Here is a 13,220-nt window from a genome sequence, read left to right on the forward strand (position 1 = left end):
GGAATTTCGTATACGTTCCAGATCGTGCAGCTTTTTCACCATGTTGCGACGTAGCTAGACCCGGCTGTCAGGTGGATTTCCGGATTGAACGATTGCGGTCCGGAAACATTGTCCTCGCCGCGAGAGGCTGGTTCGCGGATCCGCGACGAGGAGGGTGCAATGGGTGACGCAGGCTATCCGATCGGCGGGGGCCAACTCGGGCAGATGATCCGGGCGTTCGACTGGTCGCGCACCGCGATCGGCCCGCTCGACCAATGGCCGCAGAGCCTCAAGTCCGTCACCCAGATGCTGCTGCTCTCGCCGGTGCCCATCGTGCTGTTGTGGGGCGAGGACGGCGTGATGATCTACAACGACGCCTATTCGGAATTCGCCGGCAGCCGCCACCCGGCACTGCTCGGCTCCAAGGTGCGTGAGGGCTGGTCGGAAATCTCCGACTTCAACGACCATGTCATGCGGGTGGGACTGAGCGGGCAGACGCTCGCGTATCGCGACCAGGAACTGGCCCTTCAGCGGCGCGGCAAGCTGGAGCCGGTGTGGATGGACCTGGATTACTCGCCGCTGCTGGACGAGTCGGGAACGCCCGCGGGGGTGATCGCGATCGTGGTGGAGACGACGCAGAAGGTGATCGCCCAGCGCCTGCTGCGCGCGAGCGAGGGCCGGCTGCGCGCCTTTGTCGAGGCGACGTCGGACGCGATCTACCGGATGAACCCCGACTGGACGGAACTGCTGCACCTCGACGGGGGCACCTTCCTTGCCCATGCCGATCGCGCCATGGCGAAATGGATGGAGGTCTATCTCCATCCCGAGGATATCGGCCCCGTCCAGGCGGCGATCGACCATGCGGTGGCGACCCGCACCCCGCTGGAACTGGAGCACCGGGTGCGGCGGGCGGACGGCAGCATCGGCTGGGTCGCCTCGCGCGCGGTGCCGCTCACGGACGAGACCGGGAACCTCATCGAATGGTTCGGCGCCGCATCGGACATCACCGCCGCGCGCCGCACCAACGAGCATCTGCGGCTGGTGATCAACGAGCTCAACCACCGGGTGAAGAACATGCTGGCGATGGTGCAGGCGATCGCGATGCGGACCTTCCGCGCCGCACCCGATCTCGCCGTTGCGCAGGAACAGTTCGCCGCGCGGCTGGTGGCACTCGCCCAGGCCAACGACCTGCTGACCGGCGAGCGGTGGGCGGGTGCCTCGCTTCGATCCGCCGTCGAGCAGGCGGTGCGGCCGCATCAGCATGATCCCGCCCGCTGCACCCTGCTGGGGGAGGACCTGCGCGTCTCGCCCAAGACGGCGCTGGCACTGGCACTGGCGATGCACGAACTGTCGACCAATGCGGTGAAGTACGGCGCCTGGTCGAACGAGAGCGGCCGGGTGGAGGTCGCCTGGTCCGCGGAGGGGGAGCGTCTGCTGCTCGAATGGTGCGAGCAGGGCGGCCCGCCGGTGACGGTGCCGGCGCGCCGCGGGTTCGGCTCGCGTCTGATCGAACGTGGCCTTGCGGGGGAACTTGGCGGGAAGGTGACGCTTTACTTCGATCAAGTTGGCCTCCGCTGCACGATCGAAGCGCCGCTGGCGGCCGTAACCGTAGAGTAGGATTGGGTTTGCGCGTCCTGATCGTCGAAGATGAAATGACGATCGCGTTCCTCATCGAGGACATGCTGGAGGATCTCGGCCATCAGGTGGTGGAGATCGCGATGCGGCTGCCCGAGGCGCTGGAGGCGGCGCGTCGCGTCGAGGCCGATCTGGCGATCCTGGACGTCAACCTCGACGGGCACCGATCCTTCCCGGTCGCCGATATCCTGGCGGAGCGGGCGATCCCCTATGCGTTCGCGACAGGCTATGGCGCGCTGGGGCTGGAGGGCGCCTATCGCGAGCGGCCGGTGCTGTCGAAGCCGTTCCTGCGCGAGCATCTGGAGATGCTGATCGCCAAGGCCTGCCGGGGCTGACGGGGGGGCACCGGGCCGCGCGCCCGGGCCGATCACTGGTCGATGACGCGGCTCGCCGGGTGGTGCTTGTCGAGATAGCGGCGGATCAGCTTCAGGTTGCGGGTGTTCGACCGGAAGAAGAAATCGGGCACGGCGCCGACGAACGGGATCATCCCCAGCGCCCAGTCGACGCCGATATTGCCCGCCATGCGCGCGACGGTGCGTTTGGGCATCCCCAGGTTGCGCGCTTCCCAGGCGAGATAGGCGCCCATCGCTGCCGCCACGCTGGGGCCGATCGCAGGCACGAAATCCAGGAGCACGTCCAGACCGACCTTTCGGCGCATGCCCGGGATCTTGACGAGGCCCTCGAGCAGATGCTCCATCGCCTCGATCCGCTGGCGCACCGCCGCCGGATCGGTGCCGGCCGGCAGCCGCCGTGCAAAACCCTCGTTCATCCTCGTCGCCCGTGCCATGCTGGATCCTTACTGCTTGCGCAGGTGATTCAACGGGTGCCAGGCGCGCGCGTTCCCCTGCCAGTTGACCAGCCGCAGGGCGACGATCGACCAGCGCAGCGGTCGTGCGATCGGGATGAAGGCGACGTCGCTCGCGAGCATCGCATCCGCCTCGGCGATGCGGTGCTGGCGGTTGTAGAGATCCGGCGCGTCGCGGGCGGCGGCGATCAGCGTCGCGGTGTCCGGCGAGCAGGCCCGGCATGCCTGATCTAGATACCATCGCCCGCTGTCATAGGGGGCGACCCGGTCGACCAGTTCCAGGTCCGCGCGCGGATCGCCGAGCCCGAGTCGAACCGGCGTGATACCGATGCCGACCATCGTCGCCGCCAGATGCCCCCAGAGCAATGTCGCGCCCGGGCCGCCGGGAAGGGCGATACGGATCTCCACCGGGCCGCGGTGCACCGCCCGCCATTCCCGCACCCGCTGGCTGGCGAGCGCGCGGCGCTGGTCGGGCGCCACCGTCATCCAGCTGCCCGGCGCGGGCGGCGCGGCGGAATCGAGTTGGGCGGGCAGCACGGTCTCCGCCGTTGCCCAATCCTGTGCGATCGCCGCAGTAAGCGCGGCGCGATCGATCGCCATGGCGATGGCCGCACGGTTCTGCGGGGTGGAGAGAAAGCCCTCGCGGTGGAGCACGGCCAGCCCGAACAGACCGATGGCGGAATCCAGCCGAATATTCTCGGGGGCGATTCCCGCCGCTGCCACGATCGGCCAGTCGCCGATCGTGCCGCCCAGCACCAGATCGGATGCGGCGGCGCGGAAGCGGGCGATCGCGGCAGCGGCGGATTCGCCGCGCAGCCGCACATATTCCTGCGGCGCGGGGACGGCCTTGGGATCGTCGCCAGGCTCTTCGGCGGGGCGCAGCAACAGGCCGTCGCGCCGCCCGGGCACGATCCGGAAGGGGCCGGAGCCGGCGAAGCTGCGGGCACGGAACACCGCCAGTTCGGGCTGGGCGAACAGGTTGAGCAGGTCGGGCCGGGGGCTCTTCAGCCGTACCTCGATCACCTGCGGCGTCATCTCGACGATCTCTTCGATCACGGCGAGATAGGGCGCGAGGCGGCTGGCGCGGTTGGCCGCGACCGCCCGGCGCAGCACGCGGACGATCTCGTCGGCGGTAACCGGCTGGCCATCCGGCCATGTCGCCTCGCCGAGCCGGAAGATATAGCTGCGCGCATCGTCGAATACCGCCCAGCGCTCGGCGAGGGCGGGCTCGATCTGGCCGTTGCCGTCGAAGCGGACGAGCCCCTGCGCGGTGGCGGCGAGCGCGACGGCCTGTGCGGTGTCGATCGGCGTCTCGCTGGGGTCGGCCAGCAGCTTCGCCGTGCCGATGGCGCTGACCACCACGGGCGTGTCGTCCCTGCGCTGCCCTTCCGGGCCGCAGGCGGAGACCGTCAGCAGCAGGGCAATCAGGGGCAGGCGCAGGCGTGGCATCGGCTAGTCCCAGGCGGGGAGGGTCAAGCTCTATGGTAGCTGGCCGCCGCTGCCAACCCCGGCGGGTTTCGTGCCGGCCCCGGGGAGCCTAGACCGGCGCCATGGCAAGGCACCGATTCCGTTCGACTCCTCTGGTCGCGCTGGCGATTTCCGCTGCGTTGCGCGGCTATCTGGCGGTGCGGACCGCCGGCTGGTTCGTCACCCGCCCGCGCACCCGTGGCGTGCGGGCGATCGCGGTGACGCCGGAGGGGCGCGTGGTGCTGGTCCGTCACAGCTATATCGCCGGCTGGCATCTGCCGGGCGGCGGGCATGAAGCGGGCGAGACGGCGGAGGCGGCGATCCTGCGCGAGTTGCGCGAGGAGGTGGGGATGACGTCGCACGGGGCGGTGCGCCGGATCGGCACCCTGCAGCACCGGCCGAACTTTCGCCGCGACACGGTGACGCTCGCGGTGGTGGAGCAGGTGGCGTTCGCTTTCCGCCCGTCGCTCGAGATCGTTGCGGCTGCGGCGTTCGACCCTGCGGCGCTGCCGGAGGGCGTGACGGCAGGCACCGCCCGTCGCATCGCCGAATGGCGGGAGGGCCGCCCGGTACCTGAGGCTTGGTGACGCGCGGCCGAATCCGGGCGGCGGAAGATAAGGTGCGGGACGCGACCTTGGCCATTTCGGTCCGCTGCCGCGCCGATCGTCCATCGCCGACCTAGGGCGTCGGGTCGATCGGGAGAAGAGGGGCGGGATCGTGGAACGCGACGCCGTTGCCCGTCCGCCGCGTGCGCAATTTGGCGGTTAGGGTAGGGGTATTGCCAGCGATCGATGCCGCCAGTGCGGGCGTTCGCGCCGCCCGCGATCGGCCCTCGGGTCTTTCCAACATCGTGACCGGGAGCATGCGGTGCAGGGCCGGCACCACCGAACAGCGCGAAATCGCTCGACGGATCAATCTGATCTCCATCGAAGACCCTGCGCCAGTAGGACGGGATGGGCGGGCGGGGTGATCCATCCGCACCCCCAAATGGGCCGGTGTCGTTCCCGCACCGAGCGGCTATTCCCGACAAGGCCCCCTGTCGAACAGGTCAACGAAGAACCGGACCCTCATGGGGGTTCCCGCACGCAACAAGGCCGCGGGTATCGACCGCCGCGGCGCCCGAGGGGCGTGGGCGGCCGATACCCGCGGCCTGATGTGTAGCGACGAAACTGGTGCGGACGGCGGGACTCGAACCCGCACGCCCCGAGGGGCAGAAGATTTTAAGTCTCCGGCGTCTACCGGTTCCGCCACGTCCGCGTGGGCGGCAGCCAAGACGCTGCCGCACGCCGCGTGTCAAGCGCGCATCACATGTTCAGCCGAACGCGCATCTCCTTGCCGGGCTTGAAATACGGGACGCGCTTGGCATCCACCTCCACCGCTTCGCCGGTGCGCGGGTTGCGCCCCAGCCGCGCTTCGCGCGCACGGGTGGAAAAAGCCCCGAAGCCGCGCAGTTCCACGCGACCATCTTCACTCAGCCTGCCGACGATTTCGTCGAAAAAGATCGAGACGATCTTCTCGACTTCCCGGACCGAAAGGCCGGGATTTTCTTCTACCAGCAACTGAACCAACTCAGAACGGATCATTCGCGCCCCTCCCTTGGCGACCGCGCCCAACCTGGCCGCGAACGGCTATCCCCAAGGAAACCTTAGCGCTTTTTGCCAATCTGCATCAACCAGAAGATGTGGTTGAGGAGGTGCCAAAATCAAAAAAGAAGGGCCCGGGAACCGCTTTCGCGGCGCCCGGACCCCTTCTTAGACAACCGGATTAGTTGTTCTGGCTGCGCGCCTTGAGGGCCTCACCCAGAATGTCGCCCAGCGACGCGCCCGAGTCGGACGAGCCATACTGCTGCACGGCCTGCTTCTCTTCGGCGATCTGCATCGCCTTGACCGAGAAGGTCGGCTTCTTCGAACGATCGAAGCCGGTGACCATCGCGTCGAACTTCTGGCCGACCTGGAAACGCTCCGGACGCTGTTCGTCGCGGTCGCGGCCGAGGTCGGTGCGCTTGATGAAGCCGGTCGCGCCATCGTCGCCAACCTGCACTTCGAGGCCCGCGTCGCGGACTTCGAGAACGGTGACGGTGACGATCGCGTTCTTGCCGAGGCGATCCGCACCACCGGTCGAACCGGCAGCGGCGACGCCGCCACGCTCGAGCTGCTTCATGCCGAGCGAGATGCGCTCCTTGTCGGCTTCGACGGCCAGAACGATCGCCTTAACGGTCTCGCCCTTGCGGTGCAGGGCCAGCGCGTCCTCACCCGAGATGCCCCAGGCGATGTCGGACATGTGGACCATGCCGTCGACGTCGTTGTCCAGGCCGATGAACAGGCCGAACTCGGTGGCGTTCTTGACTTCGCCCTCGACGGTCGAACCGACCGGGTGCTCTTCGGCGAACTTTTCCCACGGATTCTGCTGGGCCTGCTTGAGACCGAGCGAGATGCGGCGCTTTTCCTGATCGACCTCGAGGACGACCACATCGACTTCCTGCGAGGTCGAGACGATCTTGCCCGGGTGGACGTTCTTCTTGGTCCAGCTCATTTCCGAGACGTGGACCAGGCCTTCGATGCCCGGCTCCAGCTCGACGAACGCGCCGTATTCGGTGATGTTGGTCACGCGGCCCGAGAGCTTCGCGCCGACCGGGTACTTCACGCTCGCGCCATCCCACGGATCGCTCTCGAGCTGCTTCATGCCCAGCGAGATGCGCTGCGTGTCACGGTTGATGCGGATGATCTGAACGCGGACGGTATCGCCGATGTTCAGCACTTCCGACGGATGGTTGACGCGCTTGTAGCTGAGGTCGGTGACGTGCAGCAGGCCGTCGATGCCGCCCAGGTCGACGAACGCACCGTAATCGGTGATGTTCTTGACGACGCCGTCGATCACCTGGCCCTCGGCGAGGCTCTGGATCAGGCCCGAGCGCTGCTCGGCGCGGGTTTCCTCGAGCACCGCGCGACGCGACACGACGATGTTGCCGCGCTTGCGGTCCATCTTGAGGATCTGGAAGGGCTGGGCGATGTCCATCAGCGGGGTGACGTCGCGCACCGGACGGATGTCGACCTGGCTGCCCGGCAGGAAGGCCACGGCGCCGTTGAGGTCGACGGTGAAGCCGCCCTTGACGCGGCCGAAGATGACGCCTTCGACGCGGGTGTTCTGGGCGAATTCCGCCTCGAGCTTGTCCCAGGCGGCTTCGCGGCGGGCGCGGTCGCGGCTGAGCATCGCTTCGCCGTTCGCGTTCTCGACGCGATCGACATAGACTTCGACTTCGTCGCCGACCTTGAGGTCCGCCTTCTGACCCGGCGCTGCGAATTCGCGCAGCGGCACGCGGCCTTCGGACTTGAGGCCCACGTCGATGACGGCGAGGTCGTTCTCGATGCCGGTGACGGTGCCGATCACGACGCGGCCTTCAAAGCCGTCCGCCTGACCGAAGGTTTCGTCGAGCAGTGCCGCGAAATCGTCGCGGGAGGGGTTTGCCGTAGTGGCCATAAAAAAGTGGTTCCTAACGTTCGTTTTTTCCGGCCAACCGGTTGGATCCGGCGGTCTTGAGGGCCAGAAATGCCGCGGCGGCCGAATGCCGGTCGCGACATCCTTCGCGCGGGTGCAGGTGGAGGACGGGCAGCTCGCGCCGAAACGCGAAAAGGGCGCATGGAAGCGGAACTCCCAGCGCCATCCCCCACGAGCAACCGCTCGCAGGACGCGCGCGCCTTACCCGGAATGCACTGCCAAAGCAAGGTTTGCGGGCTATCCTCCGATGCGGCGACGCTTGCTTCCATTTCGGAGCGGATGAAGATTGGCGACGATCCCTCGCACGTCTATTCATTTAACGACAGGTAAACGAATATCGTTTTCTTCGAACGGGGAGGGTGGCCATGCCCTATTTACTGAAGGAGTATTTGAGCGGGGCGACCCTCGCCGCCTCCAGTCACGCTCCCGAAGCCACCGACGCGGCCGAACGCTTCGCGCAACCCGGCTGGAGCCCGCAGGCGGCGCGGCTGCCGCTGCTCGAGGGGGCCGTCTATCGCCTCGATGACCCGCGCACCCCGGGACTCCGCCGCCGCGTTCGGGTGGACCGGGTGAACGCGGACGATAATGCGATCACCTATACGATCGAGGGGGAGGTCTGCACCAGCTGCTGCCTCCATCAGCACACGGAACCAGTCGCCGCCTGATTGGGGCCAGGCGCGACGACATGGTGGGAAAAATGGGCTCTCGCGCGGCATGTCGGCGTCGGGTAGCCAAGGTGATGGACCAGCAACGGAACAGGCTCCTTGTTGCGGGCGCCCCGACCGCGTGCTGGTTGCCCTGCCCTGTGCCATTACAAGGTGACTTGTTGGCGAGACCGCTCGCCGACCATTCACGAATGGCGGATGGCGCCGATGCGGCGCTGACGAGCAGGGGCCGCCTCAGAGCGCCAGCAGGGCGAGGCTTGCCGGCTTCACGCCGTCGCCCTCGGCGGTGAACCGGACGATCCCTGCCGCCCCGTGATGCCGCAGGATGGCCTGGGCGAGGCCGTTGAATGCGCGGCGGGCGGGGGCGTGATCGCTTTCGTGGCTGGTCGGGTCGCCATTGCCGACCCCGATCAGCTCGGCCGGTCCGTCGATCGTGAAGCGCAGCGGCGTATTGGCGGTGGGGACGGGGCGCCCCTTCGCGTCGACGATCTCGGCGGCGAGAATGGCGAGATCCCGGCCGTCGGCGGCGATCTGCTTGCGATCGGCGGTCAGGCGGATCGCGGCGGCGGGACCGCTGGTCTCGCGCATGCTGGTCGCGACGACGCGGCCGCCGCGGATCGCCCGCGCCTCCAGCCGGCCGGGCGCATAGGGCACGCGCCATTCGACATGACCGCCACGCTCGACCGGGCGGCGGCCGAGGCTGCGACCGTTGAGCAGCAGCTCCACCGCCTCGCCATTGCTATAGGCCCAGACCTCGATGTCTTGCCCCTCGCGGCCCGCCCAGTTCCAGTGCGGCAGCAGGTGGACGAGCGGCTCGGGCCGCCACCAGGCGCGATAGTACCAGTAATTGTCCTTGGGGAAACCGCACAGGTCCATCACCCCGAAATAGCTGGAGGCAGCCGGCCATAGCGCGTGCGGGGTCGGCTCGCCGCGATAGTCGAAGCCGGTCCAGATGAAGCCGCCGGCGACATAGGGATGCGCATCGGCGACCTTCCACCATTGCTCGGCGGTGGAGGCCCAGGCCGGATATTCGGTGTCATAGGCGCGCACGATCTGGCGCGGCCTGTCGTTGAAATACTCCCCGCGAGTGGAAACCGTGCTGCCGGTCTCCGTGCCGATGATCGGCTGGTTCGGGAAGCGTGCGTGAAAGGGAATGGTCTTGTCCGTATGGTAGTTGAAGCCGATCACGTCGACTTCCCGCGCCGCGGCCTCATACTGCCCGCGGTCGAACGCCTGGGTGGTGGGGCGGGTCGGATCGAGGCGGCGGATATGGGCGACCATCTTGTGGCTCACCCGGCCGCCGCGCGCGTTCATCGCCTGCGGCTCCTCGTTGCCGACCGACCAGAGGATGATGCTCGGATGGTTGCGGTCGCGCCGCAGGATGCGCTCGAGCTGGCTCGTCGATTCCGGATCGGTGCTGTTGCGCCGGGCCTCGTCGATCACCAGCATGCCGAGGCGGTCGCACGCGTCGAGGAAGGATTCCGAGGGCGGGTTGTGCGCGCTGCGCCAGGCATTGGCGCCCATTTCCTTGGTCCGCGCGATCCGCCAGGCATCGAGCGCGGGCGGAATCGCGGTGCCGACGCCGGCATGGTCCTGATGGTTGCACACCCCCAGCAGCTTGACCGGCTTGTCGTTGAGGAAGAAGCCCCGCTCGGCATCGAAGCGGATCGAACGGATGCCGAAGCTGGTCTCGTACACATCGATCGGCGCTTCGTTCACGAGGAGCCGGCTCACCAGCCGGTAGAGCACCGGCGTCTCGATGGACCACAGGCGCGGGTTGGGCAGGGTGACGCTCACCTCGTGCGTCACGAGCGTGTTGGCCGCGGGGGTGAGGGTCGCGTCGGGCAAGGCGGCCACCATCGTGCCCCCCGCATCGACGATATACTGGCGCAGCGTGGCCTTGGCAGGAAGCTCGGTGGCGTTGCGCACTTCGATCGAGGCGGTGATCTGCGCGCCTTGCGGCGTGATCGTGCTGCGGACGAAGCTTCCCCATTGCGGCACATGTACGGGCGCGGCCTTGACCAGCCACACCGGCCGGTAGATGCCGGCGCCCTCGTAGAACCAACCCTCGCCGAAGCTGGCATCGGCGCGCACCGCCAGCTGGTTGGGCTTGCCGTCGAAGTTCAGGAAATCGGTGATGTCGGCCTGGAAGGGCACATAGCCGCTCTCGTTCCGCGCGACGACATAGCCGTTGACGAACACGATCGCGTCGCGGAACACGCCGTCGAACTCCAGCCAGATGCGCTTGCCGGCATCGCCGGCCTCGATCGGCAGGCGGCGGCGGTACCAGCCGACGCTGTTGGCGGGAAAGTCGCGGCCGATCGCCTTGAAGCCATGCGAGGCGACATCGTCCTTGGTGTCTTCCGCCTTCATCCCCGGCGGGATGGCGTAGGACAGGTCGACGGCCCAGTCGTGGGGCAACTGCACCGGGGCCCAGCCCTTGTCGTCGAATTCGGCCATGGCGGCATCGGCGGTATCGGCGCCGGCCTTGGCATAGGTCCGCTGGTTGAGGCCGAAATTGAAGTCCCTGGCCAGATCCGACGCGTGACCCAGATGGAAGCGCCAGCCCGTATCGAGTGCGAGGCGCTGGCGGGGCGAGGGGATCACCGGGCTGGTCGCCCCGGCCGCAATTGGCAGCGCCGCCGCCAGACCTGTGCCCATGGCTCCGGTCAATATGGTTCGACGCTGCATGCTCCGCTCCCCTCCCTGCGGTGTAATTTATACGATTAATGCCAGCAGGAGGGGCGGGTGGCAAGGCGGCGCGGTCAATCGCGCGGGGAAACCGGCTCTCGCTGGTCGAGATCGAAGCGGTCGCCATGGCTCAGCACGTGCAGGCAGACATGGTGCATCGACAGGGTGCGCTCTGGGCTGGCCTCGGCGATGTTGGAGCGGGTGACGCCTGCGCCGTCGACGATAGTGACCGCGCCGGCGTCGACCACGCGGAAGCAGCAGCCCTCCAGCACGATGGCGGTATCCTCGTCGATGCCGATGCCGAGCACGCGGGGGTTCTGGGCCACGGCACCCAGCAGCTGCCCGATCCGGCCGCGCTCGGCAAAGTGCTGGTCGATGATCACGTCGCGGACCAGCCTCAGTCCCGGCGCCATGTGGAGATCGCCGATGCGGTGCGATTCCGCGCTGCTGCCCTTCACCAGCATCGTCTCGCTCATCACCGAGGCGCCGGCCGAGGTGCCCGCGACGACGCCGCCGCGCGCATGGATGTCGCGCACCATCCGCTCCACCGGCGTGTCGCCGATCTGGCTGGAGATGCGCAGCTGGTCGCCGCCCGTGAAGAAGATGCCCGCCGCGCCCTCGAAGACCGACTGGGTTTCCTGCTCCAGCGTCTCGCCGCGCTCGTGGACGTAGAGCTCGACGAGGTTATCGACGCCCAGCGCGCCGAACGCCTTCTGATAGGCCTCGAAATAGCCGTCGGGCTGGTGGCTGGCGACGGTGGCGATGACGAGCTTGCCGTCCTTCACCCGCGCCGCGACCTCCTTCAGGATCGTCCTGTCGCCGTCCTTGTCCTCATGCCCGCCGATGATGATCAGCGGTCCGCCCCGTTCAGCCATGCAATAGATCCTAGAGTTCGTCGCGGTGGAGGCCCGCGCGCGGCGCATCGAGCCCGTTCGAATGCAGGGCGAGAGCGAAATGGTCGCTGTTATGGGCGATGCCGAAGGCGCCCGAGCGTTCGATGACGATCGCGCCCGCTTCGCCGCCAACGCGGCCGAGCCGGGCGATGGCGTGTTCCGCCGCCTCGATCGCGGAGCCGCCGCGTTCGAGCGCGTGCATCACCTGGGCGGCCAGCAGCGTGCGCAGGATGGCCTCGCCGTCGCCGGAAAAGGCGCAGCCGCCCAGCGTGTCGTCGGCATAGAGGCCGGCGCCGGCTATGGGGGAATCGCCGATGCGGCCGGGGTGCTTGCCGGGCAGGCCGCCGGTGGAGGTGGCAGCGGCGATCGCTCCCGTCACATCGATGGCAACGCAGCCGACCGTGTCGTGCGCCTTGGCATGTTCGGAGGCGAGTGCTTCGCTCGATACCATGGTTTCCGGATCAACCAGTGTGACGCCGTGTTCGCTGGCGAACCGTTCGGCTCCCTCGCCGGCAAGCAGCACCGGGCGCGCGGGGAGCATCAGCCGGGCGACGCTCACCGGATTGCGGATACGCCGCACGCCCGCCACCCCGCCCAGGGTGAGGCCAGTGCCCTCCATCATCGCGGCGTCCATTTCGACGGTGCCGTCGGATGTCAGTACCGAGCCGAAGCCGGCCTTGAAGACGGGATCGTCCTCCAGAACCCGCACCGCCACTTCCGCGGCGAACACCGCGCTGCCGCCAGCGCGCAGTATCGCCGCGCCGGCTTCGGCCGCAGCGGCACAGCCGGCACGGTTGCGGTCGTGAAGACCGGGGTCGATGGTCTTGGCGCCGCCATGGACGATCAAGGCCCAACGGGTCGCCTCAGGCATGCACCGGCTCCTGCTCGGCGGGTTCAAATGCGAGGATCCGGTCCCAGACAGCCTGGATGGCGCTGGGCATGATCACCAGCAGATCGCCGCGCCGGCCGAGGTTGAGGACGGTATCCACCGCCTCCATCTCGTCGACGATGCGGTGGAGGCGATCAGGCGCCATGCCCGCCTGCATCGCCCCCTGCGACATCAACCCGTTGGTCTCGCCGCGCGGGCGGCCGCGGCCGTCGGGCGCCTCGCGGAAGACGATCTCGTCGAACAGGCTGGCGGCGAGCCCTCCCATTTCGATGATGTCGCAGTTGCGTCGGTCCCCTGGGATGCTGACCATGCCGACGACGCGGTTGTAGCGCCCGCGCATCCGCTCGATCACCTGTCCGAGCGCGCGCAGCCCTGCGGGATTATGTGCATAATCGAGGATGCAGCGCATGCCGTGCGCGTCGTGGATGTTGAGTCGGCCGGGCGAATCCTCGAACGAGGCGGTGAAGGCGCGCAGCCCATCGCGGATCGCCTCCAGCGGCATGCGTTGCGCCGCGCACATCGCGACGGCAGCGAGCGCATTGGCGATGTTGAACTCGGCGATGCCGCCCAGCGTCGTCGGGATGTCGGCGGCGGGCATCAGCTCGATCCGCTCGCCGGCCCGGTGGAGCACGATGCAGCCGCCATAGCTGCCATGCTCGCGCACCACCGCCATGCCGCCCTCGGCGATGTGGCGGCGCGGG

Annotated in this window: 12 protein-coding genes and 1 tRNA gene; 4 read left to right on the plus strand and 9 right to left on the minus strand. The window is 68.1% G+C overall.

Annotated elements, in window-relative coordinates; all coding sequences use genetic code 11:
• The first annotated feature begins 159 nt into the window (after positions 1-159).
• Both KK7_RS0118095 and KK7_RS0118100 read left to right on the plus strand, forming a co-directional pair.
• The gene (locus KK7_RS0118095; protein WP_010546051.1) at positions 160-1,596 is read left to right on the plus strand and encodes a sensor histidine kinase; all 1,437 of its coding nucleotides are present in this window, start codon (positions 160-162) and stop codon (positions 1,594-1,596) included.
• A gap of 8 nt (positions 1,597-1,604) precedes the next feature.
• Positions 1,605-1,949 (plus strand): response regulator, encoded by a 345-nt coding sequence (locus KK7_RS0118100; RefSeq protein WP_010546052.1) that lies wholly within the window; start codon positions 1,605-1,607, stop codon positions 1,947-1,949.
• Positions 1,950-1,981: 32 nt separating this feature from the next.
• On the opposite strand, the gene KK7_RS0118105 is transcribed toward KK7_RS0118100, so the two are convergent.
• The gene (locus tag KK7_RS0118105; RefSeq protein WP_040599150.1) at positions 1,982-2,401 is read right to left on the minus strand and encodes a DUF4112 domain-containing protein; all 420 of its coding nucleotides are present in this window, start codon (positions 2,399-2,401) and stop codon (positions 1,982-1,984) included.
• 9 nt (positions 2,402-2,410) lie between these two features.
• Positions 2,411-3,868, minus strand: a complete 1,458-nt coding sequence (locus KK7_RS0118110) for an ABC transporter substrate-binding protein (RefSeq protein ID WP_010546054.1) — start codon at positions 3,866-3,868, stop codon at positions 2,411-2,413.
• Positions 3,869-3,969: 101 nt separating this feature from the next.
• Here KK7_RS0118110 and KK7_RS0118115 point away from each other — a divergent pair, with 101 nt between their 5' ends.
• Positions 3,970-4,473 (plus strand): NUDIX domain-containing protein, encoded by a 504-nt coding sequence (locus tag KK7_RS0118115; protein WP_051121409.1) that lies wholly within the window; start codon positions 3,970-3,972, stop codon positions 4,471-4,473.
• 583 nt (positions 4,474-5,056) lie between these two features.
• Here KK7_RS0118115 and KK7_RS0118120 read toward each other — a convergent pair.
• The 3 genes from KK7_RS0118120 to rpsA form a co-directional block, all read right to left on the minus strand.
• Positions 5,057-5,143: transfer RNA gene (locus KK7_RS0118120), tRNA-Leu, on the minus strand.
• 47 nt (positions 5,144-5,190) lie between these two features.
• Positions 5,191-5,469, minus strand: a complete 279-nt coding sequence (locus tag KK7_RS0118125; protein WP_010546056.1) for an integration host factor subunit beta — start codon at positions 5,467-5,469, stop codon at positions 5,191-5,193.
• A 181-nt stretch (positions 5,470-5,650) separates the two neighbouring features.
• On the minus strand, positions 5,651-7,363 hold the full coding sequence (rpsA, locus tag KK7_RS0118130) for a 30S ribosomal protein S1 (RefSeq protein ID WP_010546057.1): 1,713 nt from the start codon (positions 7,361-7,363) through the stop codon (positions 5,651-5,653).
• 383 nt (positions 7,364-7,746) lie between these two features.
• Here rpsA and KK7_RS21155 point away from each other — a divergent pair, with 383 nt between their 5' ends.
• A complete protein-coding gene (locus KK7_RS21155; protein ID WP_010546058.1) occupies positions 7,747-8,046 on the plus strand; it encodes a hypothetical protein in 300 nt (99 codons plus the stop codon).
• A gap of 234 nt (positions 8,047-8,280) precedes the next feature.
• Here the strand turns inward: KK7_RS21155 and galA are convergent, their stop codons facing one another.
• The 4 genes from galA to KK7_RS0118155 form a co-directional block, all read right to left on the minus strand.
• Positions 8,281-10,737, minus strand: coding sequence for a beta-galactosidase GalA (gene galA, locus KK7_RS0118140; protein ID WP_029623421.1), 2,457 nt, complete (start codon positions 10,735-10,737; stop codon positions 8,281-8,283).
• A gap of 74 nt (positions 10,738-10,811) precedes the next feature.
• Positions 10,812-11,612, minus strand: coding sequence for a cyanophycinase (locus KK7_RS0118145; protein ID WP_010546060.1), 801 nt, complete (start codon positions 11,610-11,612; stop codon positions 10,812-10,814).
• 10 nt (positions 11,613-11,622) lie between these two features.
• Positions 11,623-12,501: an isoaspartyl peptidase/L-asparaginase family protein gene (locus tag KK7_RS0118150; RefSeq protein WP_010546061.1), complete on the minus strand. Its 879-nt coding sequence runs from the start codon at positions 12,499-12,501 to the stop codon at positions 11,623-11,625.
• The coding region (locus tag KK7_RS0118155) for a glutamate ligase domain-containing protein (RefSeq protein WP_010546062.1) at positions 12,494-13,220 on the minus strand (727 nt) is incomplete at its 5' end. The genes KK7_RS0118155 and KK7_RS0118150, both read right to left, overlap by 8 nt.

Source organism: Sphingomonas elodea ATCC 31461, from assembly GCF_000226955.1.
Lineage (GTDB): Bacteria > Pseudomonadota > Alphaproteobacteria > Sphingomonadales > Sphingomonadaceae > Sphingomonas > Sphingomonas elodea.

Excerpts from the sequence above, each read along its gene's own strand:
- KK7_RS0118095 (WP_010546051.1), top strand. The coding sequence starts at position 160 with ATGGGTGACGCAGGCTATCCGATCGGCGGGGGCCAACTCGGGCAGATG.
- KK7_RS0118105 (WP_040599150.1), bottom strand. The coding sequence starts at position 2,401 with ATGGCACGGGCGACGAGGATGAACGAGGGTTTTGCACGGCGGCTGCCG.
- KK7_RS0118110 (WP_010546054.1), bottom strand. The coding sequence starts at position 3,868 with ATGCCACGCCTGCGCCTGCCCCTGATTGCCCTGCTGCTGACGGTCTCC.
- KK7_RS0118115 (WP_051121409.1), top strand. The coding sequence starts at position 3,970 with ATGGCAAGGCACCGATTCCGTTCGACTCCTCTGGTCGCGCTGGCGATT.
- KK7_RS0118125 (WP_010546056.1), bottom strand. The coding sequence starts at position 5,469 with ATGATCCGTTCTGAGTTGGTTCAGTTGCTGGTAGAAGAAAATCCCGGC.
- rpsA (WP_010546057.1), bottom strand. The coding sequence starts at position 7,363 with ATGGCCACTACGGCAAACCCCTCCCGCGACGATTTCGCGGCACTGCTC.
- KK7_RS21155 (WP_010546058.1), top strand. The coding sequence starts at position 7,747 with ATGCCCTATTTACTGAAGGAGTATTTGAGCGGGGCGACCCTCGCCGCC.
- galA (WP_029623421.1), bottom strand. The coding sequence starts at position 10,737 with ATGCAGCGTCGAACCATATTGACCGGAGCCATGGGCACAGGTCTGGCG.
- KK7_RS0118145 (WP_010546060.1), bottom strand. The coding sequence starts at position 11,612 with ATGGCTGAACGGGGCGGACCGCTGATCATCATCGGCGGGCATGAGGAC.
- KK7_RS0118150 (WP_010546061.1), bottom strand. The coding sequence starts at position 12,501 with ATGCCTGAGGCGACCCGTTGGGCCTTGATCGTCCATGGCGGCGCCAAG.